Origin of the sequence: Yokenella regensburgei ATCC 49455, from assembly GCF_000735455.1 — a bacterium.
Taxonomy (GTDB): domain Bacteria; phylum Pseudomonadota; class Gammaproteobacteria; order Enterobacterales; family Enterobacteriaceae; genus Yokenella; species Yokenella regensburgei.
Genome location: NZ_JMPS01000087.1, coordinates 233,152 through 256,043 on the forward strand (window position 1 = coordinate 233,152; position 22,892 = coordinate 256,043).

General features: G+C 57.1%; 19 protein-coding genes and 1 pseudogene. 4 read left to right on the forward strand and 16 right to left on the reverse strand.

What is annotated here, in order from left to right:
* Window positions 1-63 precede the first annotated feature (63 nt).
* From uvrB to bioB, 5 genes are all read right to left on the reverse strand, one after another.
* Entirely contained in the window at window positions 64-2,076 is a 2,013-nt protein-coding gene (uvrB, locus tag GYRE_RS22890; protein ID WP_038258815.1) for an excinuclease ABC subunit UvrB, read from the reverse strand.
* Window positions 2,077-2,636: 560 nt separating this feature from the next.
* Window positions 2,637-3,329: a dethiobiotin synthase gene (bioD, locus tag GYRE_RS22895; RefSeq protein WP_038258857.1), complete on the reverse strand. Its 693-nt coding sequence runs from the start codon at window positions 3,327-3,329 to the stop codon at window positions 2,637-2,639.
* A complete protein-coding gene (gene bioC / locus GYRE_RS22900) occupies window positions 3,322-4,077 on the reverse strand; it encodes a malonyl-ACP O-methyltransferase BioC (protein WP_038258817.1) in 756 nt (251 codons plus the stop codon). The genes bioD and bioC overlap by 8 nt, the downstream gene beginning before the upstream one ends.
* Window positions 4,061-5,218, reverse strand: coding sequence for an 8-amino-7-oxononanoate synthase (bioF, locus tag GYRE_RS22905; protein WP_038258819.1), 1,158 nt, complete (start codon window positions 5,216-5,218; stop codon window positions 4,061-4,063). The genes bioC and bioF overlap by 17 nt, the downstream gene beginning before the upstream one ends.
* Complete coding sequence (gene bioB, locus GYRE_RS22910; RefSeq protein ID WP_038258821.1) at window positions 5,215-6,255, reverse strand: biotin synthase BioB; 1,041 nt, start codon at window positions 6,253-6,255, stop codon at window positions 5,215-5,217. Before bioB ends, bioF begins: the two co-directional genes overlap by 4 nt.
* 87 nt (window positions 6,256-6,342) lie before the next feature.
* On the opposite strand from bioB, the gene bioA reads away from it, so the two are divergent.
* A complete protein-coding gene (gene bioA / locus GYRE_RS22915; RefSeq protein ID WP_006819114.1) occupies window positions 6,343-7,632 on the forward strand; it encodes an adenosylmethionine--8-amino-7-oxononanoate transaminase in 1,290 nt (429 codons plus the stop codon).
* A gap of 34 nt (window positions 7,633-7,666) precedes the next feature.
* Here the strand turns inward: bioA and GYRE_RS22920 are convergent, their stop codons facing one another.
* The 6 genes and pseudogenes from GYRE_RS22920 to hutI all read right to left on the reverse strand — a co-directional run bounded on the left by GYRE_RS22920 (window position 7,667) and on the right by hutI (window position 15,556).
* Window positions 7,667-9,052 carry an amino acid permease gene (locus tag GYRE_RS22920; RefSeq protein WP_006819113.1) on the reverse strand — a complete coding sequence of 462 codons (1,386 nt, stop codon included), beginning with the start codon at window positions 9,050-9,052 and terminating at the stop codon, window positions 7,667-7,669.
* A gap of 103 nt (window positions 9,053-9,155) precedes the next feature.
* A complete protein-coding gene (hutH, locus tag GYRE_RS22925; RefSeq protein WP_006819112.1) occupies window positions 9,156-10,688 on the reverse strand; it encodes a histidine ammonia-lyase in 1,533 nt (510 codons plus the stop codon).
* A gap of 2 nt (window positions 10,689-10,690) precedes the next feature.
* Window positions 10,691-12,376 carry a urocanate hydratase gene (gene hutU / locus GYRE_RS22930; protein WP_006819111.1) on the reverse strand — a complete coding sequence of 562 codons (1,686 nt, stop codon included), beginning with the start codon at window positions 12,374-12,376 and terminating at the stop codon, window positions 10,691-10,693.
* Window positions 12,377-12,518: 142 nt separating this feature from the next.
* Window positions 12,519-13,256, reverse strand: coding sequence for a histidine utilization repressor (locus GYRE_RS22935; RefSeq protein WP_038258823.1), 738 nt, complete (start codon window positions 13,254-13,256; stop codon window positions 12,519-12,521).
* 82 nt (window positions 13,257-13,338) lie between these two features.
* Window positions 13,339-14,292, reverse strand: coding sequence for a formimidoylglutamase (hutG, locus tag GYRE_RS22940; protein ID WP_006819108.1), 954 nt, complete (start codon window positions 14,290-14,292; stop codon window positions 13,339-13,341).
* A pseudogene (hutI, locus tag GYRE_RS22945) lies at window positions 14,289-15,556 on the reverse strand (imidazolonepropionase). The gene hutG and the pseudogene hutI overlap by 4 nt, the downstream one beginning before the upstream one ends.
* Window positions 15,557-15,745: 189 nt before the next feature.
* On the opposite strand from hutI, the gene GYRE_RS22950 reads away from it, so the two are divergent.
* Complete coding sequence (locus tag GYRE_RS22950) at window positions 15,746-17,020, forward strand: putative acyl-CoA thioester hydrolase (protein ID WP_038258825.1); 1,275 nt, start codon at window positions 15,746-15,748, stop codon at window positions 17,018-17,020.
* Between the two features lie 78 nt (window positions 17,021-17,098).
* Here the strand turns inward: GYRE_RS22950 and pgl are convergent, their stop codons facing one another.
* Window positions 17,099-18,094, reverse strand: a complete 996-nt coding sequence (pgl, locus tag GYRE_RS22955) for a 6-phosphogluconolactonase (RefSeq protein WP_006819105.1) — start codon at window positions 18,092-18,094, stop codon at window positions 17,099-17,101.
* 151 nt (window positions 18,095-18,245) lie between these two features.
* On the opposite strand from pgl, the gene GYRE_RS22960 reads away from it, so the two are divergent.
* Window positions 18,246-19,064 carry a pyridoxal phosphatase gene (locus GYRE_RS22960; RefSeq protein WP_006819103.1) on the forward strand — a complete coding sequence of 273 codons (819 nt, stop codon included), beginning with the start codon at window positions 18,246-18,248 and terminating at the stop codon, window positions 19,062-19,064.
* Here the strand turns inward: GYRE_RS22960 and modC are convergent, their stop codons facing one another.
* From modC to GYRE_RS24140, 4 genes are all read right to left on the reverse strand, one after another.
* Complete coding sequence (gene modC, locus GYRE_RS22965; protein ID WP_038258827.1) at window positions 19,065-20,123, reverse strand: molybdenum ABC transporter ATP-binding protein ModC; 1,059 nt, start codon at window positions 20,121-20,123, stop codon at window positions 19,065-19,067. It abuts the gene before it with no gap.
* Between the two features lie 2 nt (window positions 20,124-20,125).
* Window positions 20,126-20,815, reverse strand: a complete 690-nt coding sequence (gene modB, locus GYRE_RS22970) for a molybdate ABC transporter permease subunit (protein ID WP_006819101.1) — start codon at window positions 20,813-20,815, stop codon at window positions 20,126-20,128.
* A complete protein-coding gene (gene modA / locus GYRE_RS22975; RefSeq protein ID WP_006819100.1) occupies window positions 20,815-21,588 on the reverse strand; it encodes a molybdate ABC transporter substrate-binding protein in 774 nt (257 codons plus the stop codon). The genes modB and modA overlap by 1 nt, the downstream gene beginning before the upstream one ends.
* 162 nt (window positions 21,589-21,750) lie before the next feature.
* Window positions 21,751-21,900 carry an AcrZ family multidrug efflux pump-associated protein gene (locus tag GYRE_RS24140; RefSeq protein ID WP_038258829.1) on the reverse strand — a complete coding sequence of 50 codons (150 nt, stop codon included), beginning with the start codon at window positions 21,898-21,900 and terminating at the stop codon, window positions 21,751-21,753.
* A 138-nt stretch (window positions 21,901-22,038) separates the two neighbouring features.
* On the opposite strand from GYRE_RS24140, the gene modE reads away from it, so the two are divergent.
* Window positions 22,039-22,827 carry a molybdenum-dependent transcriptional regulator gene (gene modE / locus GYRE_RS22985; protein WP_038258831.1) on the forward strand — a complete coding sequence of 263 codons (789 nt, stop codon included), beginning with the start codon at window positions 22,039-22,041 and terminating at the stop codon, window positions 22,825-22,827.
* Window positions 22,828-22,892: the final 65 nt, after the last annotated feature.

The window sequence follows — 22,892 nt, forward strand, 5'->3', positions numbered from 1 at the left end:
GAGTTTCCGTGAAAAAGATTAAGCAAACATTAATTTTTGTGTCTGTCTGAATCAGCCAGACAATTACGATGCGGCGATAAACAGATCGCGAAGCTGATGGAGCTGGTCGCGGATCTGCGCCGCCTCTTCAAATTCGAGATTCTGTGCATGCTGCATCATTTGCCCTTCCAGCTCGTGGATTTTCTGCTGCAGCGCTTTCGGCGTTAACACGACGGTATCGTCTTCTACAATCCGCGCTTTACCACGCCCTTTCGCTTTGGTTTTCGCCAGACCCGCACCCAGTGCCAGAATATCGACCACTTTCTTGGTGAGGCCCTGCGGCACAATGCCGTTCTCTTCGTTATAGCGCTGCTGTTTCTCACGACGACGTTCGGTTTCGCCAATCGCCTTAGCCATTGACGGAGTGATTTTATCGCCGTACAGAATGGCTTTACCGTTGATGTTACGCGCCGCACGACCAATGGTCTGGATCAAGGAACGTTCAGAACGCAGGAAACCCTCTTTATCGGCATCAAGGATCGCCACCAGCGAGACCTCTGGCATATCCAGACCCTCTCGCAGCAGGTTGATCCCAACCAGGACGTCAAACTCGCCCAGACGCAGGTCACGGATGATTTCCATACGCTCGACGGTGTCGATATCCGAGTGCAGATAGCGCACCCGCTCGCCGTGCTCTTCAAGATACTCGGTTAAGTCTTCCGCCATCCGTTTGGTCAGCGTCGTCACCAGTACGCGTTCGTTGATAAGCGCACGTTGACGAATTTCTGACAGCAGATCGTCAACCTGGGTCGCCACCGGGCGCACTTCGATAACCGGATCTAAAAGCCCGGTTGGACGCACGACCTGGTCAACCACGTCACCCGCAGATTTATCCAGCTCATAGTTACCCGGCGTTGCCGAAACATAAATCGACTGCGGCGCCAGCGCTTCGAACTCTTCAAACTTCAGCGGACGGTTATCGAGCGCAGAAGGCAGGCGGAAGCCGTACTCCACCAGCGTCTCTTTACGCGCCCGGTCGCCACGGTACATACCGCCAATCTGCGGGATAGTCACGTGGGATTCGTCGATGACCAGCAGACCATCGGCCGGAAGGTAATCAAACAGCGTCGGCGGCGGCTCGCCGGGACCACGGCCGGAGAGAAAGCGCGAATAGTTTTCGATGCCGGAGCAGTATCCGAGCTCGTTCATCATCTCGAGATCGAACTGAGTACGCTGGCTCAAGCGCTGCTCTTCCAGCAGCTTGTTGTTGGCAAGCAACACCTTGCGGCGGTCTGCCAGCTCAACTTTGATCTCTTCCATCGCCTGAATAATACGCTCGCGTGGCGTCACGTAGTGCGTTTTCGGGTAGATGGTGAAGCGCTGAACGCCGGACTCCAGATGGCCGGTGAGCGGGTCAAACAACGACAGCCGCTCGACTTCGTCGTCAAAAAGCTCAATGCGTAGCGCCAGATCGTCGGACTCTGCCGGGAAGACGTCGATCACTTCGCCGCGGACACGGAAGGTCCCGCGCTGAAATGCCTGATCGTTACGGGTGTACTGCAGCTCAGTGAGACGTCGCAGGATACTGCGCTGATCGACAATCATCCCGACCGTCAGGTGCAGCATCATTTTCAGATACAGATCCGGATCGCCAAGGCCGTAGATGGCTGAAACCGACGCCACCACGATCACATCACGGCGCTCTAACAGTGCCTTGGTCGCAGAGAGTCGCATCTGTTCGATATGCTCGTTCACCGAGGCGTCTTTCTCGATGAAGGTATCCGAGCTCGGTACGTAGGCTTCCGGCTGGTAGTAATCGTAGTACGAGACGAAATACTCCACCGCGTTTTCCGGGAAGAACTCCTTCATCTCGCCGTAGAGCTGGGCCGCCAGCGTTTTGTTCGGCGCCAGTACCATAGTAGGACGCTGCAGATCGGCAATGACGTTAGCGATGGTAAAGGTTTTACCTGAGCCCGTTACGCCGAGCAGCGTCTGGTGCGCCAGGCCGTCCTCCAGACCCTCTTTCAGTTTGGCGATGGCCGCAGGCTGATCGCCTGAAGGGCGAAACGCGGAATGAAGTTTGAACGGTTTAGACATGGACAACGACCTGTGAAGGAGTGAACTGGCAGGTGACTAATTTTACTCGTCGCAGATAAATTTGCCAACCATTTATACTGGATATAAAAACAGTAACATATTATCGTATTTGTGTTACCCGCCCATCGTCAGCCTGACAAACGGGCAATTTCTCGTGACGGCGGGATAAAAAACCAGACAGCATCGGTTATCCCCAGAATTTTTTCTGGTTTAACATTTGTCAAGGTATGTAATGAAACTTTTGTGGCAGCCGGTGACACTTTTCTTACAGGCATTGCTTTTATCTAACTCATTAATTAAAAAAGAAAATATCCAAAAGCCGCCTTTCGCATCAATTCAGTCGCAAGCCGCATGCTCTCTCGTTTACCAGAGGTTTTCTAACCCTAATACACAAGGTTATCCACAGGAATAGTGGATAACTGTCTCCAGCCCATATCCCCCGCCTGACGGCAAAAATGGTCCGGCAGCGAAACGCCGGACATAAAAAAATATTATTGATAATTTTTGAGTTTTTTTCGCTTTAGACGTTGGCGAATATATGCGCGATCTGCTTCACATTTCTACAATTTTGTAGCGGTCAGGTGCTGAAGGTCGAGATATCCACCGAGGTCAGTTTGCGCAACATCTCCTTCAATCCACGGGATTTCTCCCAGAAGCGGCGCAGGCAACATACGCGTTAGCGTAGCCATATATTCTGCGTGTCGGCGTCCGGGTGGAACCACGTCGTTGGCAATCCAGCCTGCAAGATGTAAACCGGCCTGCAGTACTGCCTGGGCCGTCAGCACTGCATGGTTAATACAGCCAAGCTTAACGCCAACCACCAGAATCACCGGCAAGTGTTCTTGCTGCACCCAGTCGGCAAATGTCAGCACCGGTGACAACGGTGTGTACCAGCCCCCCGCACCTTCAACCAGCACCCACTCCGCGTCACTCTCAAGCGCTCGTAACCCGGCGGAAAGCACCGTGGCTTCAATGGGACGCCCTTCATCGGCGCTGATAATATGCGGCGAAGTCGGTTCGCCGAAGGTATAGGGGTTCACCTGTTCATAACACAGCGCTAGCGCGCTATTTCGCTGCAAGGCCAGCGCATCGCTATTACGTAACCCTTCGGCGGTCTGTTCACTACCGGAGGCGACCGGCTTATACCCTGCCGTCCGCCGCCCCAGACGATTCGCGGCCTGCAGCAGCGCACAGCTGGCGACCGTTTTCCCGACTTCCGTATCGGTACCGGTGACAAAATAACGTTCAGTCACGTTCAATCACTCCCCAGAAAAGATGGTAAGTCAGCGGGCAACCCCCGCCGTGCTGCGGCCATGCAAGCTGCAGTGCCTGTAGTTTTTGTCGCGTCAGAAGCCTGCTGGCACGCCCTTCATGCAGATGGGTGGCACCAATGCCTTTAAGCGAACGCATCGCGCTCATCGCGTCAGGGAAGCTCAGGGTGATGGATTCCAGCCTGGAACGCCCCCGCCATTCTGAGAGCGCCTCCTGGAGCCTCTCCTGCGCTAAAAAGCGGTTGGCATGAGGGTGTTCATCCACCGCCTGCCAGGCCTGATTCAGCTCCGGCAGAGAGCCGGCGGCAAGCGTGGTGAAGGCCAGTACTCCGCCAGGTTTTACCACTCGATACAGCTCCGCCAGCGCCGCGCCAAAATCATCGCACCACTGCACGGCAAGATTGCTCCAGACGAGGTCGAACTGCGCGTCCGGCAGCGGCAGTGATTCGATATCGCCGGTGATGTAGTGGTGCGCGGCCTGCTGCGCACGCGCCTGTTCAAGCATTTGTGAAGAGAGATCCAGCGCCGTTACCTGGCTCCCGCTCTCCCGCCACACCCGACTCACCGCGCCCGGACCGCAGCCCGCGTCCAGTACGTGCGCGAAATGGCGTTCTGGCAGCTGCGCCCGCAGCAGACTGGCGCTTTGTCGCTGCAGTTCATCATGCTGTAAATAGTGCGCCGCAGCGCGACCAAAGGCGGCGGCTACCGCCTGTTTATTGACCGGCGTCATGCAGCACCTCCAGTAAGCGGGCAATATCCTCAGGCTGATGGGCGGCGGTCAGCGTCAGACGCAGCCGCGCAGTACCCACCGGCACCGTCGGTGGACGAATCGCAGTGACCCAGCATCCCTTAGCGCGTAACCGCCCGGCAAGTTCCAGCGCCCGGGCATTTTCGCCGACGATCAGCGGCTGAATAGCGCTCCGGGAATCGGTGAGCGTCATGCCAGCCCCCTGCGCGCCCTCACGGAATGCGGCAATGTGCCCGGCAAGAGTGGCGCGACGCGCTTCCCCTTCTTCGCTACGAATAACCGCAAGCGCCGCCTGTAGCGCGACCGCCTGAGCAGCGGGCATAGCGGTGCTGTAGATGAGATGACGGGCAAACTGCAGCAGATAATCCGCCACGGACTCGCTACACAACACGGCGGCACCGCTGAGGCCAAAGGCTTTACCGAAGGTCACGACCAGCAATTCCGGGTGAACCCCCTGGGCATGACAGGAGCCGCGCCCCTGCTCGCCGGTGACGCCAATCCCATGTGCGTCATCCACCATCAGCCAGGCATCTGCCGCCCGGGCCGCCTGATGGATAGCCGCCAGCGGTGCCGAATCACCATCCATGCTGAAGATACCCTCGGTGATGGCAAGCTTCAGGCCGTCGGCATCGGCTTCCAGCAGGCGTTGCAGATGACCGGCATCGTTATGACTAAACCGGCGCAGCGTCGCCGGACTGAGGCTTGCGGCCTCCAGCAGCGAGGCGTGGCTAAGGCGGTCAGCCACCAGTTTGTCACCCTTTGCCGCAAGTGCGGCAATCAGCGCCTGGTTGGCGGCAAAACCGGAAATAAACAGCAGCGCACGCGGGTAGCCCAGCCAGTCGGCTAGGGCTTCTTCCAGCTGCTGATGCGCCACGGTATAGCCGCTGACGTGGCCAGAACCACCGCTACCCACCCCATAACGTGAAGCTCCGGTTTGCCAGGCACGAATACTCTCCGGGTGCTGACTCAGCCCCAGATAGTCGTTGCTGGAGAAATTGATCCAACGCTCGCCATCACGGCTTAACCACCGCCCGGCGCCCTGCTCCACGGCCTGACGACGGCGTAACGCATCGGCAGCCTGCCGTTCGTTCAGCGCCGCTGCAATCCGCTGTTGCCAGCTCATACTGTCGCCGCGTTGTAATACTGTTCGGTATCCGGTGAACGCAGCGCCTGCTCCAGCCGTTCCTGCTGTTCGTTATCGCCGGCGGTGACTTCCGTTTGCTGCGGATTCAGCCCCAGTTTGCGGAACAACAGCAGGTCTTTGTCCTCTTCCGGGTTTGGCGTCGTCAGCAGTTTGCAGCCGTAGAAAATGGAGTTGGCGCCCGCCATAAAGCACATTGCCTGAGTCTGCTCGTTCATCTGCTCACGGCCAGCAGAGAGACGCACATGCGAGGTGGGCATCATGATGCGCGCAACGGCGATAGTCCGAATAAATTCAAACGCATCCACGTCGTCGTTATCGGCAAGCGGTGTACCTTTGACCTTAACCAGCATGTTAATTGGCACGCTTTCCGGCGGGGTTGGCAAATTAGCCAACTGCAGCAGCAGACCCGCCCGGTCTTTCTCGGTTTCGCCGAGCCCAACGATGCCGCCAGAACATACTTTGATCCCGGCATCGCGCACTTTACCCAGCGTGTCCAGACGTTCCTGATAGCTACGGGTGGTGATGATGTTGCCGTAGAATTCCGGGGAGGTATCGAGGTTGTGGTTGTAGTAATCGAGCCCCGCGTGCGCCAGGCGCTGCGCCTGCTCATCGGAAAGCGTACCGAGGGTCATGCAGGCTTCAAGGCCCATAGCTTTCACGCCCTGCACCATTTGTTCGAGATACGGCATGTCGCGCTCGTGCGGGTTTTTCCACGCAGCCCCCATGCAGAAGCGGGTTGAGCCCGCGTTTTTCGCCTTACGGGCCGAGTCGAGCACCTGCTCCACTTCCATCAAACGCTCGGACTCGAGGCCTGTTTTGTAGCGCGCGCTCTGCGGGCAATATTTACAGTCTTCCGGGCAGGCACCGGTCTTAATTGACAGCAGCGTGCTGACCTGGACCTGGCGTGGATCGAAATGCTGGCGGTGCACCTGTTGCGCTTCAAACAGCAGTTCCAGCAGTGGTTTATTAAATAACTCAGTAACTTGCGACATCGTCCAACGTGTGTGGTGAGCCATTGGCATCTCCAAAAGGGGTTTTGTTAATTTTCGCTTCGGTGTAAACTCGTAAACCTAAAACTTTTCAATTTGGTTTACAAGTCGATTATGACAATGGACGATCTCGCTTTCGATCAGCGCCACATCTGGCACCCTTACACCTCAATGACCCAGCCGCTACCGGTTTATCCCGTGGTTTCGGCGCGCGGCTGCGAGCTTGAGCTTGCCAGCGGCGAAAATCTGGTCGACGGTATGTCCTCCTGGTGGGCGGCTATTCACGGCTACAACCACCCACGTCTCAACGCGGCAATGAAAGCCCAGATTGACCAGATGTCGCACGTGATGTTTGGTGGCATTACCCATCCGGCCGCCGTTGCGCTGTGTCGTCGCCTTGTGGCGATGACGCCGAAAGCATTAGAGTGCGTCTTCCTTGCCGACTCCGGCTCCGTCGCCGTTGAAGTGGCGATGAAGATGGCGCTGCAGTACTGGCAGGCGAAAGGCGAGCCGCGCCAGCGTTTTCTCACTTTCCGCAACGGCTATCACGGCGATACCTTCGGGGCGATGTCGGTCTGCGATCCGGACAACTCGATGCACAGTCTGTGGAAGGGTTATCTGCCGGAAAACCTGTTCGCGCCGGCACCGCAAAGCCGTTTCGACGGCGAATGGGACGAGCTGGATATGGTGGCATTTGCTCGCCTGCTGGCGGCACATCGACAGGAAATCGCGGCGGTCATTTTAGAGCCGGTGGTTCAGGGCGCTGGCGGGATGCGGATGTACCACCCGCAGTGGCTCAAACGTATTCGTCAGATGTGCGACCGGGAAGGGATTTTGCTTATTGCCGACGAAATTGCCACCGGCTTTGGCCGCACCGGCAAACTGTTTGCCTGCGAACATGCGGACATCACGCCGGATATTCTGTGCCTTGGTAAGGCGCTGACCGGCGGTACGATGACCCTTTCCGCCGCTATCACCACCCGTGAAGTGGCAGAGACCATCAGCAACGGCGAAGCAGGCTGCTTCATGCACGGCCCCACCTTTATGGGCAATCCGCTGGCCTGCGCCGTGGCCAATGAAAGCCTTGCCATTCTTGAGAGCGGTGAGTGGCAAACCCAGGTGGCGACAATTGAAGCGCAGCTCACGCAGGAGCTTGCTCCGCTTCGCGATAACGAACTTGTTGCGGATGTACGTATTCTTGGCGCCATTGGCGTGGTGGAAACCCGCGAGCCGGTCAATATGGCGCGCCTGCAGAAATTCTTCGTCGAACAAGGGGTGTGGATCCGCCCGTTTGGCAAGCTGATTTACCTGATGCCACCGTATATCATTGCGCCGGAGCAGCTCTCGCAGCTGACTGCCGCTGTCGCAAAGGCGCTGGACGACCGCGCGCTGTTCAGCCGCTAGAAAGTGAAAGCCCGGCACAGGCCGGGCGTTTTATTTATGATTCAGTGACGGCCTCAGTGGCGCGTTTCTTTGCCCGGGTGAACCATACCACCGTCAGCAATGCCAGCCACACCAGCCCGGCGATGAGCGCCATGCGGGTCTCTTCAAACCAGCCAAGCACCACAATTACCAGCCCCATAAACAGCAGCGTCAGAACAGGTGCCACCGGCCAGAACGGCACCGGGAAGGCAATCTCCGCCTTTTCAGCAGCGGTCATGCTGCGGCGCATGGCAAAGTGGGAGAGCAGGATCATCAGCCATACCCAGATAGTTGCGAAAGCGGCAAGCGAGGCGATAAGCACGAAAATCTGCTCCGGAATCAGCCAGTTCAGCACCACCGCCGCCAGCAGCGAGCCACCCATCACCACCACCGTCATCCACGGCACGCCGTTGCTGGCAATGCGCAGGAAGCTTTTCGGCGCCATCCCCTCTTTCGCCATGCCGTACATCATGCGGCCCGCGCCAAAAATGTCGCTGTTAATGGCTGAAATGGTGGCGCTGATAACGATGATGTTAAGAATGTTTGCCGCAGCAGGGATCCCCAGGCCGCTAAAAATCAGCACAAACGGGCTACCCTGCTGGCCGATACTGTTCCACGGGAAAATCGCCATCAGCACCATCAGCGTACAGACGTAAAACAGCACGATGCGCAGTGGGATAGTGTTGATGGCCTGCGGGATAACCTTCTTCGGATCCTGCGCTTCTGCCGCAGTAATACCGATAATTTCGATGCCGCCAAAGGCGAACATCACGATCCCGAGCGAGGCTATCACCCCTTCCCAGCCGTTAGGCGCAAAACCACCGTGCGACCACAGGTTCGAAAGCCCGGTGGCCGGGAAAGCATGCCCGAAGCCGAAGAACATGATCCCGGCACCGGCGGCAATCATGGCAATAATCGCCGCCACTTTTACCAGTGACAGCCAGAACTCCATTTCACCGAAAATACGCACGTGGCAAAGGTTCATCGCACCGATAAAGCAGATGATACTCATCACCCAGATCCAGCGCGGAACGTCGGGGTACCAGAGCCCCATATAAATGCCAAACGCGGTGACGTCGGCAAGACAGACGATGACCATCTCAAAGGTATAGGTCCAGCCGGTGATGAACCCGGCCAGCGGCCCGAGATAGTGACGAGCATAGCTGCCAAATGAGCCGGAGATAGGGTTGCGTACCGCCATCTCACCGAGCGCACGCATAACGATAAAGACCGCAGCCCCACCGATGAGATATGCCAGCAGTACCGCAGGCCCGGCAGTCTGGATAGCAGCGGCAGAACCATAGAATAACCCGGTACCGATAGCGGAGCCGAGTGCGATGAAGCGAATATGACGGGCGTTAAGCCCGCGCAGCAGATGGGGCTTGTTGTTGTGTTGTTGCATTTGCGAGTGTCCTGATAATTGTTTTATGACGGCATAAATGCGTGTAGAGCGGCCTGGGGGCGGAACTCCCCCAGGCTACAGGTACAGAAACAACGTTGGTAAGTTAGTTTTGGCTGGGCAATACAGCAGGCAGCAGTTTCGTCAGGTGACGTTGTGCCAAAAGCGCAGTAGCAACTTCAATATCGGGTGCGAAATAACGGTCTTTGTCGTAGTGAGAAACCTGCTCGCGCAGCAGCTGGCGCGCCTGCTCCAGCAGCGGGCTGGTCGCCAGGCCTTCACGCATATCCAGGCCCTGACAGGCAGACAGCCATTCCACCGCGATCACACCGCGGGTGTTGGCGGCCATTTCCCATAAGCGACGTCCGGCCGCAGGCGCCATCGAGACATGGTCCTCCTGGTTTGCTGAGGTCGGCAGGCTGTCGACGCTGTGCGGGTGCGACAAAGCTTTGTTCTCACTCGCCAGCGCCGCAGCGGTGACCTGAGCAATCATAAAGCCGGAGTTTACCCCACCATTTTTCACGAGGAACGGCGGCAGCTGCGACATATGGCTGTCCATCAGCAGCGCAATACGGCGTTCTGCCAGAGAACCAATTTCGGCAATCGCCAGCGCGATGTTATCTGCCGCCATCGCGACCGGTTCCGCGTGGAAGTTCCCGCCGGAGATCACTTCGTTCTCGGCGGCAAACACCAGTGGGTTATCGGAAACGGCGTTGGATTCCGTCAGCAGCACTTCTGAGGCATAGCGCAGTTGGGTCAGGCAAGCGCCCATCACCTGCGGCTGGCAGCGCAGAGAGTACGGATCCTGCACTTTGCTACAGTTGTGGTGCGACTGCGAAATGGCGCTGTCGTCGGTCAGTACGTGGCGATACAGTGCGGCGGCATCAATTTGCCCACGCTGGCCGCGCACTTCATGAATACGGGCATCAAACGGACGACGTGAGCCCAGCGCCGCTTCGGTAGTCAAAGCACCGCACACTACCGCAGAGGCAAAGAGATCTTCCGCTTCAAACAGGCCGCGCAGCGCAAACGCGGTGGAAGTTTGCGTGCCATTAAGCAGCGCCAGCCCCTCTTTGGCCGCCAGGGTCAGCGGCTGCAGCCCGGCTTTTTTCAGCGCTTCGGTGGAAGGCAGCCACTCACCCTGCCAGCGGGCTTTACCTTCACCCAGTAAGGTCAGTGACATATGCGCCAGCGGCGCCAGGTCACCGGAAGCACCAACGGAGCCTTTCGCCGGGATCCACGGATAAACGCCAGCGTTGACCATTGCCACCAGCGTCTGGATAACCTGCAAACGAATGCCGGAAAAACCGCGCGCCAGGCTGTTGATTTTCAGCACCATGATAAGGCGCACCATCGCATCATCCAGCGGCTCACCCACGCCCGCCGCATGAGACAGCACCAGCGAGCGCTGCAGATTTTCTAAATCTTCATTGGCAATACGCGTGGAGGCCAGTAGACCAAATCCGGTGTTGATCCCATAAGCGGTACGCCCTTCTGCCATAATCGCATTGACGCAGGCCACGCTTTCATTGATGGCAGCAAAGGCGCCGTCGTCGAGCGTCAGGTGCAGCGGCTCATTATAAACATCGCGCAGCTGCGCCAGAGTCAGTTTGCCAGGAGTCAGTGTTAAGGTTTTCATAATTAGCGATGCCCCTGCGTTGCGGCGACCATAGGAAGATTGAGCCCCTGTTCGGCGGCACAGTCGATTGCAATATCGTACCCGGCGTCGGCGTGACGCATTACCCCGGTTGCCGGATCGTTGTGCAGCACACGTGCGATACGCGCTGCGGCTTCGTCGGTACCGTCACAGACGATAACCATGCCAGAGTGCTGGGAGAAGCCCATTCCTACGCCACCACCGTGGTGCAGCGACACCCAGGTCGCACCGCTCGCGGTATTCAGCAGCGCATTCAACAGCGGCCAGTCAGAAACGGCGTCGGAACCATCGCGCATGGCTTCAGTTTCACGGTTAGGGCTGGCCACTGAGCCAGAATCCAGGTGGTCACGACCGATAACGATCGGCGCAGAAACTTCACCGCTGCGTACCATTTCGTTAAAAGCGAGGCCAAGCTTTTGACGCCACTCCAGACCCACCCAGCAGATACGTGCAGGGAGTCCCTGGAAGCTGATGCGCTCGCGCGCCATATCCAGCCAGTGGTGCAGGTGCTTATCATCTTTGATGATTTCTTTGACTTTGGCATCGGTTTTATAGATGTCCTGCGGATCGCCTGACAGCGCTACCCAGCGGAACGGACCGATACCCCGGCAGAACAGCGGACGGATATAGGCAGGAACGAAGCCCGGGAAATCGAACGCATTGCTGACGCCCATCTCTTTGGCCATCTGGCGAATGTTGTTGCCGTAGTCAAAGGTCGGAACACCCTGTTTGCTGAAAGCGAGCATCGCGCTAACGTGCTCTGCCATCGAACGCTTGGCCGCTTCAACGGTGCCCTGCGGATCGGATTCCGCTTTACGCTGATACTCTTCCCACGTCCAGCCCTGTGGCAGGTAGCCGTGCAGCGGATCGTGCGCGCTGGTCTGGTCGGTGACCATGTCCGGGCGTACGCCGCGTTTTACCAGCTCCGGCACGATATCAGCCGCGTTGCCGCACAGCGCGATGGACACAGCTTTGCCTTCTGCGGTGTATTTTTTGATACGCGCCAGCGCGTCGTCGAGCGAGGTTGCCTGCTCATCCACATAGCGGGTGCGCAGACGGAAATCGATACGGCTCTGCTGGCATTCAATGTTCAGGGAACAGGCACCCGCGAGGGTTGCCGCCAGCGGCTGCGCGCCGCCCATACCGCCCAGACCGGCGGTTAATACCCAACGCCCCTGCAGGTTGCCGTTGTAGTGCTGACGGCCGGCTTCTACGAAGGTTTCGTAGGTGCCCTGCACGATGCCCTGGCTACCGATGTAGATCCAGCTGCCCGCGGTCATCTGGCCGTACATGGCGAGGCCCTTAGCATCAAGCTCGTTGAAGTGCTCCCAGGTCGCCCAGTGTGGAACGAGGTTGGAGTTGGCAATCAGCACGCGCGGTGCGTTGCTGTGGGTTTTAAATACGCCCACCGGCTTGCCGGACTGCACCAGCAGCGTTTCATCCTCTTCAAGCTTCGTCAGCGCGTTGACGATAGCGTCATAGCATTCCCAGTTGCGTGCCGCACGACCGATGCCGCCGTAAACAACCAGCTCATTCGGGTTTTCCGCTACGTCCGGGTCCAGATTGTTCATCAGCATGCGCAGCGGCGCTTCGGTCAGCCAGCTTTTGGCAGTCAGCTCTGTGCCGCGCGGGGCGCGGATCTCCTGCTGGCGATATTTGGTTTGCGACATCGTTGTTCTCTCCTCTGGGGAACCTGTGAATGTATAAACACATATACTTGTCTATACAATTGCGCGCAAGCGTACTTTTAACAAGCTGGATACATTTTTGTTATATTGCGTCAGCAATCACGCTTTTGCTGACGCAGAGAGATCAGGAGCTGAAATGGCCCTGTAGACGGTAGCGGTTGCCGGGGAAAAGCAGGCTGGCATGGGAGACAATATGCGAGGTAGACCAGGTACGGCGGCGGATGAGCAGGCAGGGGTCATGCTCTTTGATATGTAACAAGCGGCAATCTTCCGGCGCAGCGGCGACGGCTTCCACGATGTGCTCCCCTTCGGTCAGCGGTGCAATCAGTGACAGATAAGCATGCGGCGTGGTGGTGGTGTAATCCTGCTGCAGATAATCAGGCACTACCGCGGCGTTGACGATACGATCTTCAATCTGCACCGGGATGTCGTTTTCGAAATGCACCATCCTTGAATGGAAAATACGCGTCCCCTCCTCCACCTCCATGGCCGCCGCCTGGGTGAAGTCGGCGCGGGTCTCTTCGAGCAGCAGCACTTCACAGCGGTGCTGGTGGTGACGGGCGGTGATCTCATCAGCAATGCTGCGGATCTCAAACAACGCCGATTGCCCCTTTGGCTCCGCCACAAAGGTACCAACCCCCTGCAGGCGGACCAGTAAGCCTTCATCCGTCAGTTCGCGCACCGCACGGTTGACCGTCATCCGGCTGAAACCAAACTGCGCAACCAGCTCGGCTTCCGACGGAATACGGTCATGCGGCTGCCAGACTCCCGCGTAAATTTTCTCACTGATAGCCTGCTTCACTTTTTCATAAAACGGCACCGGCGCGCTGGCGGGTGCGGGTCGGGGTCTGGGTGAATACATAGCGCTGGCGTTCCTTTTGTCTGACATCGTCGGCGAATTCAGCCGAGTATATACTCATAATCAGTTAACGCGGTGGTCATCCTTACCACCAGTGTAAAATTTGCCATGCGAGACGAGCCGCAACTTTCGCTCCTTGTCCTTCACGGTCGAAGGTTGGGTTAAATTCCACCAGGTCGACGGCCTGCAGTTTACCGCTGCGGCACAGCGGTTCGACTATCCGTAGCAGCTGCGCCAGCGGGATCCCAAGCGGCGCAGGTGCTGAGACCGCAGGCATTTCCCATGCCGGTAAGACATCAAGATCGATAGTCAGGTAGATGCGGTCGTAGCTGTCGATCGCCCGGGCAATTTCCGGCAGCGCCCGCGCCTCCATAGCGTTCAATACGTCGAGATCCTCAATCACCGTCACATGACGATGCGCCGCCTCGTCCCACAGCGCGGCGGTATTGGCCGCCAGGCTCGCGCCCATGCAGGTATAGTGGAAACCACGCTGCTGCGCCTCACAGTGCAGCGCCAGCTGGCGGAAAGGCGTACCGGAGCTTGCATGCGGGGCGTGGCGTAAATCCAGGTGCGCATCAAGGTTGATAATACCAATGCGCTCGTCGGGAAACGCATCCAGTACGGCGGAACCATGACCAAACGCGGTTTCATGTCCCCCACCAAGCACCAGGGTGCGCATCCCGGCCTGCTGGCAGGCCAGCGCCGCATCATGCAGCGCCTGCTGTGCGGCTTCCAGTTTTTCCGGCTCAGCGCGGATGTTACCCATCTCCACCAGCCGCTCATGACCACGGTGGCTGGCCATGTTCGCCAGCGCTTTACGCAGAACGTCCGGGCCTTGTGCCGCACCGGGCCGTCCCTGGTTGCGCTTCACCCCTTCGTCACATTCAAACCCCAACAGCGCGACCTTACCGCGATGGCTTTGCGGGGCGAAATCTCCGCCGTTGGCAATCGTCTGAAACAGGCGCAGCGCGTTGGGGGCTTCGTGGCTGTCATCACGCCCCTGCCAGAGTGAAGGGTCTACCGGTTGCCACAGATTCATGCTGTCACCTCACCACGGAAAATACGTTGCCAGAGCGGATTACGCCCTGGCTCATAAACCATTTCGACCGGGTGCTGAGCATCCCAGACGACAAAATCAGCCACAAAACCGGTTGCAAGCTGACCATGCGAATCCTGGCGCCCCAGCGCTCGCGCGGCGTGACGGGTCACCCCGGCCCAGGCCTCTTCCGGCGTCAGGCCAAACTTCACGCAGGCCATGTTCATTGAGAGATGCAGACTGGCAAACGGGCTGGTGCCCGGGTTGTAGTCGGTCGCAACCGCCATCGGCACCTGTAACTCTCGCAGCAGTGCAATAGGTGGTTTGCGGGTTTCATTGAGGAAATAGAACGCCCCCGGGAGCAGTACCGCCACCGTGCCGCCCTGCTGCATAGCGACCACGCCGTCACGTTCAAGATATTCAATGTGATCGGCAGAAAGCCCTTTGTAACGCCCGACCAGCTGCGCGCCGCCGAGGGATGAGAGCTGCTCCACGTGTCCCTTCACCGGAATGCCAAAATCGCAGGCGGTGCGAAACACGCGTTCCGTTTGCGCCGGGCTAAAACCGACGTTCTCGCAAAAAACATCCACCGCTTCGAACAGTTCTTTCTGCCACAGCGCAGGCAATATGGTGTCGCAGACCAGGGAGATGTATTCATCGGGGTTATCTCTATACTCCGGCGGCGTAGCGTGGGCCGCGAGCAGCGTACGGCTCACCTCGCACGGATTCGCCTGCGCCAGCGCCCCGGCGACCTGCAACATCTTCTCTTCGTTTTCCAGATCCAGCCCATAACCTGACTTGATCTCAATGGTGGTTACCCCTTCGCGCATCAGTCGATTCAGCCGTTCCTGAGCAAGCGACTGGAGCTGCTCTGCACTGCTCTCCCGGGTCGCCCGTACCGTCGAGTTAATGCCGCCGCCCGCCGCACTGATTTGCTGGTACGATACGCCGTTCAGCCGCTGCTCCCACTCCTGGGCACGGCTGCCACCAAAGATCAGATGGGTATGGCAGTCAATAAGACCCGGAGTGATGAGTCTCCCACCGACGTCGATTACGTTGGGCGCACTGGCAGGAATATCAGCATCAGCAACGATGGCGTGAATGTATCCTTCGCGCACGATAAGCGCATGATGGTCGAGCAGACCATAGGCCTGCGGACGTGACGGGTCGAGCGTTGCCAGGCGAGCGTTGCGCCAGATGCGGTCTTCTGCGGTCAGTTCAGTCATAATGTTCGCTTGTCATGGGTTGTATAGACATTTATTTTCATTACACCGAACTTGTCAACAAAGGCTTATAGAAATGTTGGTTTTTTGTGACTATCAGCCCCTCTTCGTGCGTCCTTTACGCACATCATGATGAACTTTTTACCGTTCGTGCTTCCCGTTTCGCTCAACTTAGTATAAAAAAGCAGGTTTTGAGGGACTTACTTTTCACTGACGACCAGGTCTGGAGCAACATGAACACATTTTCGGTTTCCCGTCTGACGCTGGCATTGGCTTTTGGCGTGACACTGACCGCCTGCAGCTCAACGCCACCCGATCAACAACCTTCCACTCAGGAAGCACCGGGTACGACGTCTCGCCCCATTTTAAGCGCCGCTGAAGCGAAAAATTTCACTCAGGCTCGCTATTTCACCGCGCTGGATCCAAAAGACGGTGCGTGGGATCCGTCGGCTATCAGCATTCCGGCTAAGCCTGATTTCGTGGTAGGACCGGCAGGTACTCAGGGCGTGACCCACACCACCATTCAGGCGGCAGTAGATGCAGCCATCGCGAAGCACTCAAGCAACCGTCTGTATATTGCGATTCTGCCGGGCGAATATCAGGGTACCGTGTACGTTCCGGCGGCACCGGGTAGCCTGACGCTTTACGGCACTGGCGAAAACGCCGCAGACGTGAAGATTGGCCTGGCTATTGATTCCGAAATCGACCCGAACACCTGGCGCCACCTGGTCAACCCGGCCGGGAAATACATGCCAGGCAAACCGGCGTGGTACATGTTTGACAGCTGCCAGAGCAAGCGTACCGCAACCGTCGGCGTGATGTGCTCTGCCGTGTTCTGGTCACAGAACAACGGCCTGCAACTGCAGAATATGACCATCGAAAACAATCTGGGCGACAGCGTAGATGCCGGAACTCACCAGGCCGTAGCGCTGCGTAGCGATGGCGATCAGGTACAGATTAATAAGGTGAACATTCTGGGTCGCCAGAACACCTTCTTCGTCACCAACAGCGGTGTACAGAACCGTCTGCAAAACGATCGTCAGACCCGAACGCTGGTAACCAACAGCTATCTGGAAGGGGATGTGGATATTGTTTCCGGCCGCGGTGCGGTGGTATTCGATAATACCGATTTCCGCGTAGTGAACTCCCGTACTCAGCAGGAAGCTTACGTGTTCGCTCCGGCCACTCAGTCGAACATCTTCTACGGCTTCCTCGCCATCAACAGCCGCTTTAACGCTGCCGGTGATAATGTGGCGCAGCTGGGACGCTCCCTTGACGTTGATGGCAACACCAACGGCCAGGTGGTTATCCGTGACAGCGCGATCAACGAAGGTTTCAACATGGCGAAGCCATGGGCTGATGCCGCCGTGTCTAAACGCCCGTACAGCGGAAATACCGGTGCAAAAGATGATAAAGGCGACATTCAGCGTAACCTGAACGACGGCCAGTTCAACCGCATGTGGGAATACAACAACCGCGGTCTGGGCAGCAAAGTCGTGGCGAACTAATACGTCATTTCTGACAGCAAAAGGGGGGATAATTCCCCCCTTATTTAGAACAGCAGATAATGATGAGCACGCTGCCGTTTACCAGGCGTTGACTACCACCCACATCGGGCCCTGACCTACGGCGTAGCGGCCTTTCTCTTTCAATAGCCCCTGTTCACCTTTAATCTCATACACGCCAATGTGATGAGATTTCTGGCCCGCAGCAATCACGTATTTACCGCTGTGATCGACGTTAAAGCCACGCGGCTGGGTTTCGGTCGGCTGGAAACCTTCCACTTCCAGCACGCTACCGTCTTCAGAAACACTGAACACGGTGATGAGGCTGGAAGTACGGTCGCAGGCGTAGAGATGACGCCCGTCCGGGGTAATATGGATATCCGCCGCCCAACGCACGCCGGTGAAATCCAGCGGCATCATGTCCAGCGTTTGCACGCACTCGATGTCGCCGTGCGGGTCATTCAGTTCCCAGACGTCAACCGAGCTGTTGAGCTCATTCACACAGTAGGCGTACTTCTGGTTCGGGTGGAACACCATGTGACGCGGACCAGCGCCTTCTACGGTGGTGACTTCCGCAGGCTCCTGCGCAACCAGCTTACCGTCGTCGCTCAGGGTGAAGAGGCAGATACGGTCCTGCTTGAGCGCCGGTACCCACAGGGTGCGGTTATCCGGGGAGATATTGGCTGAATGGCAGCCTTCAAGCCCTTCCACTACGTCAACCACACCGACAGGCAGGCCGTCTTCCAGACGCGTCACGCTCACGCAGCCTGCGTTGTAAGAACCACTAAACAGGAATTCACCCCGGTGATCGGTAGAGATATGCGTTGGGCTACCTGGCAGCGCTGATTCAGCGACCCAGGTCAACGCGCCGTCGTCCGGAGCAATACGATAGGCCAGCACGCGAAACTCAGGGCGAACACCAACGTACAGAAAACGTTTATCAGGGCTCACTACCATCGGCTGAACCTGACCCGGCACGTCAACCACCTGCACCAGTTTCAGCTCGCCGTCATGTTTCAGGCTCCAGACGTGGATCTGCTGGCTTTCCGGGCTGGCGGTATAAACGGTTTGTTTCATGAAAACTCCTTTCCTAAATGCTTAACTGCACGTGGAAGCAAAATACCAGGATAGACGGTTTTAGCGGTCAATGCTGTATAAATTTGTTGTACCGCCGTAACGGTGTACCATCAACAATTATGACTTTTTCAACATTAACCTGGACTACCTCATGACCTCTCGCGTGATTGCCCTTGATTTAGATGGAACCCTGCTAACCCCACAAAAAACGCTGCTCCCCGCCTCGCTCGAAGCGCTAAAGCGGGCTCGTGAAGCGGGTTATCAGTTGCTCATCGTCACCGGGCGTCACCACGTTGCCATTCACCCTTTTTATCAGGCACTGGCGCTCGATACACCTGCAATTTGCTGTAATGGCACCTATTTGTATGATTATCAGGCAAAAAAGGTGCTGGAAGCCTCCCCATTGCCGGTCAATAAAGCGCTGCAGGTCATTGAGCTGCTGCAGGAGCACGACATTCACGGTCTGATGTACGTTGACGATGCCATGATGTATGAGCGCCCGACCGGGCACGTGTTGCGCACCACCAACTGGGCGCAATCGCTGCCGCCGGAACAGCGCCCTACCTTTACCCAGGTTGCGTCTCTGGCGCAGGCTGCTCAGGACGTGAACGCGGTGTGGAAATTCGCGCTAACCGATGAAAACATGCCGAAACTGCGCGATTTTGTCAGCCATGTGGAGAAAACGCTGCAGCTGGAGTGCGAATGGTCGTGGCACGATCAGGTTGATATCGCTCGTCAGGGGAACAGCAAAGGTAAGCGTCTGACCCAGTGGGTTGAATCTCAGGGCTGGTCGATGAAAGATGTCGTTGCCTTTGGCGACAACTATAACGACATCAGCATGCTGGAAGCCGCTGGCACCGGCGTAGCAATGGGCAACGCCGACGATGCGGTCAAAACCCGCGCTAACGTGGTGATTGGCGACAATACCACTGACAGCATCGCTAACTTTATCTATAAAAACCTGCTCTGATTAAGAGGTAATAGAAACGCTCTTAATCTGGGTGTAGAGCCACAGGCCTGGTTTAATCCCCAGGTCGTCTCTGGCCCAGGGGCTGATGCGCGCCCACAGCGTGCGTCCCCCCACTTCCAGGCGTACTTCCACCTGCCCGTTGTCGTCGTAGCACTCCACCACTTTTCCGCGCAGTACGTTACGAATGCTGGTTTGCGTTGGCGGTTGCAGCACCAGCGACACGTCGGAAGCCTGAATGCGCACACGTACCGCGCTCTGCACCGGCTTATCGAGCTTATTCACCCACAGATGCTGATCGCCCAGCGCCAGCGCCGTCATCGCGTAATGTGGGTGGTGTTCCATCACGGTAACTTTCAGAATACTGCTCTGCTGATCCTGCGGCAGCCAGGGATGCATGACGCTGCTACCCCAGACATCTTCCAGATTACCGAAGGCTTTTACACTCCCCGCCTCCAGTACCAGCACCTTATCCGCCAGATGCAGGATCTCATCGAGCGAGTGGCTGACGTAGAGCATCGGAATATTAATTTCCCGCGCCAGACGCTGCAGATACGGCAGCAGTTCGCGTTTACGGGGAATATCGAGCGAAGCCAGCGGCTCATCGAGTAGCAATAATTCGGGAGCCGTCAGCAGGGCACGGCCGATAGCCACCCGCTGCTTTTCTCCGCCCGACAGACTCCCCGGCAGCCTGTCCAGCAGAGCTTCAATTCCGAGTAGTTCCACCAGCTTGTCAAACTGTCCGGCCATGCTTTTCGCCATGCCATAGCGCAGGTTGCCGCGCACTTTGTAGTGCGGGAACAGACGCGCATCCTGAAATACATAGCCGATGCGGCGTTTATCCGGCGACAGACAGATGCCTTTTTCCACGTCGTTCAGTACACGATCGTTGAGCACGATCCGCCCTTCCTGTGGACGAGTCAGGCCGCTAATCGCGTTAATCAGCGAGGTTTTCCCGGCTCCCGAGACGCCAAAAACCGCCGTAATACCAGAAGCCGGAAGCGTTTCGTTGATATTCAGGCGGCAGGTGCCCAGGGTTTGAGTAAAGTTGAGTTCCAGCATGATTACTTCCCTGTCCGTTCGCGGCTAAGGCGGGCCAGCCATTCCGAAACCAGCAGAGAAACCAGCGCCAGCACAATAGAAATCACGCACAGACGAGCCGCAGCACCTTCGCCACCCGGGGTCTGAATCAGCGTATACATCGCTGAAGGAATGGTGCGTGTTTCACCAGGGATGTTGGATACGAAGGTAATGGTCGCACCAAATTCGCCCAGCGAGCGGGCAAACGCCAGCACGGTGCCAACGATAATGCCCGGCAGCATCAGCGGTAAGGTGATAGTGAAAAATACCCGCCAGCGTCCGGCGCCCAGCGTTCGGGCAGCCTGTTCAAGCTTGACGTCGACGCCTTCCAGCGCAAGGCGAATGGCGCGCACCATTAGCGGGAACGACATCACCGCCGCTGCCAGCACGGCGCCGCGCCAGCTGAAGGCAAAGGTGATCCCAAACCAGTCGTACAGCCAGGAACCGATGAATCCGCGTCGCCCCATGGCAATCAGCAGCAGATAGCCCACCACGACCGGCGGCAACACGAGAGGAAGATGGATAACGCTGTCGAGCAGCGCTTTGCCTGGAAATTTACGCCTTACCAGCAACCAGGCCATGAAGATCCCAAATGGCAGGCTGATAACCACCGCCAGGGATGAAACTTTCAGGCTCAGCAGAACCGCCTGCCATTCAGGATCCGACAAAATCATTAGTGCGTTGTAAACCCGTATTGTTTAAAGATGGCAGAGGCCTGCGGCCCTTTCAGGTAGTCATAAAAAGCGCTCACGGTGGCATTCTTATGACCTTCCACGATGGCTATCGGATATTCTACCTTTTTATGTGAATCTTCCGGGAAGGTCCCGATCACTTTTACGCCTTTGCTGGCGACCGCGTCGGAGCCGTAGACAATGCCTAACGGCGCTTCGTTACGCTCTACCAGCGCCAGCGCGCCGCGCACGTCTTCCGCCGGAGCCAGTTTCGGTGACAGCGTCTCCCACGCGCCAAGTTTCTGCAACGCTTCTTTGGCATAAATACCCGCCGGAACGTGTTCCGGATCGCCTACCGCCAGACGGCCGCCCTTGAGCAGGCTGGTCCAGTTGGTTTTAGCATCGATGGTGATGTCACCCTGTTCGCTGGCCTTAGGTGCCACAACCACCAGGCTATTGCCAAGCAGCGTTTCACGGCTGGCAGTATCGATGGCCTTTTTGTCTACCGCGTAATCCATCCATTTCTGATCGGCAGAAATGAACAGGTCGGCAGGTGCACCAGCTTCAATCTGGCGAGCGAGTGTTGAAGAAGAGGCGAACGACGATACCACATCAACGTTCTTCTCTTTTTTGTACTCTTTGGCGATATCCTGCATTGCGTTAGTCAGCGAGGCTGCCGCAAATACCGTAATTTTGGCGTCAGCCGCCAGCGCCTGACCGGCGACAGAAAGTGTTAACGTTGCCCCGGCGAAAAGGCGTAACCATGTACGTGCCATGTGTAGCTCCTGTGAGTGTCGTTATGTATGGAATAATATAACGAGAAGAGCGTGCTTTTCATAGCGCCGCGCGCTACCGCATTGTGGGTAATGTGATGATTATCGGCAAAAAAGGCGGGAACTTAAATGTAAAACACCCGGCATAGCCGGGTGTTCTGGTAATCAGTGATTCTGATGGGGGCGGTCTTTATGGCCAACGTTAGAAAAGACGTTAAACACTTCACCAAGACCGTAGATCAGCCCCATGATGATAGCCATCACCACGGGAACCATGATTACGGCAAATACCAGGCTTTTCAATAACTCTAACATGGTCGACTCCAGACATTGTGATTAGGCTATTTTAACGCGATATTCGCAAAAAACACCTCCGTTTTGTGCGGTAGGCTTTGACCGTGCCCGCAAATGAGTGACAATGCCCTTTCTCATCCGGTTAACCAGGATTTTGTTATGCAAGCCGAAATTCTTCTGACACTTAAACTGCAGCAACGCCTCTTTGCCGATCCGCGCCGTATTGCGTTGCTCAAGCAAATAGAACTGACCGGCTCCATCAGCCAGGGCGCGAAGAATGCCGGCATCAGCTACAAGAGTGCCTGGGATGCCATCAACGAGATGAACCAGCTAAGCGAGCAATCCCTGGTAGACAGAGCCACCGGCGGCAAAGGCGGCGGTGGCGCGGTGCTGACGCGCTACGGTCAACGGCTTATCCAGCTCTACGATCTGCTGGCCCAAATTCAGCAAAAAGCGTTCGATGTCCTGAGCGACGACGATGCCCTGCCGCTTGATAGCCTGTTGGCGGCCATTTCCCGCTTTTCCTTACAGACCAGCGCCCGTAACCAGTGGTTTGGCACCGTAACCGCACGGGATCATAGCCAGGTTCAGCAACACGTCGAGGTGCTACTGGCCGACGGCAGTACACGCCTTAAAGTTGCGTTAACGGCGCGTAGCAGCGAACGTCTGGCCCTTGAAGAAGGTAAAGAGGTGCTGGTGCTGCTGAAAGCACCATGGGTGGGTATCACGCAGAACAAGCAGGAAGCCGCTCATGCTGACAACCAACTGGCTGGCCGTATCAGCCATATCGAGTGCGGCGAGGAGCAGTGCGAAGTCCTGATGACCCTGCCGGACGGCCAGACCCTGTGCGCGACTATCCCCCGCGAACATGCGCAGGATCTGCAGGAAGGCGCCGAGGTCACAGCATATTTCAACGCCGATCGCGCCATCATCGCCACGTTATGCTGATGCACTGACCCGCCATTGACAATGTTTGGCGGAAAACGTATCCCTGTGGCTACAGATGCAAAAAC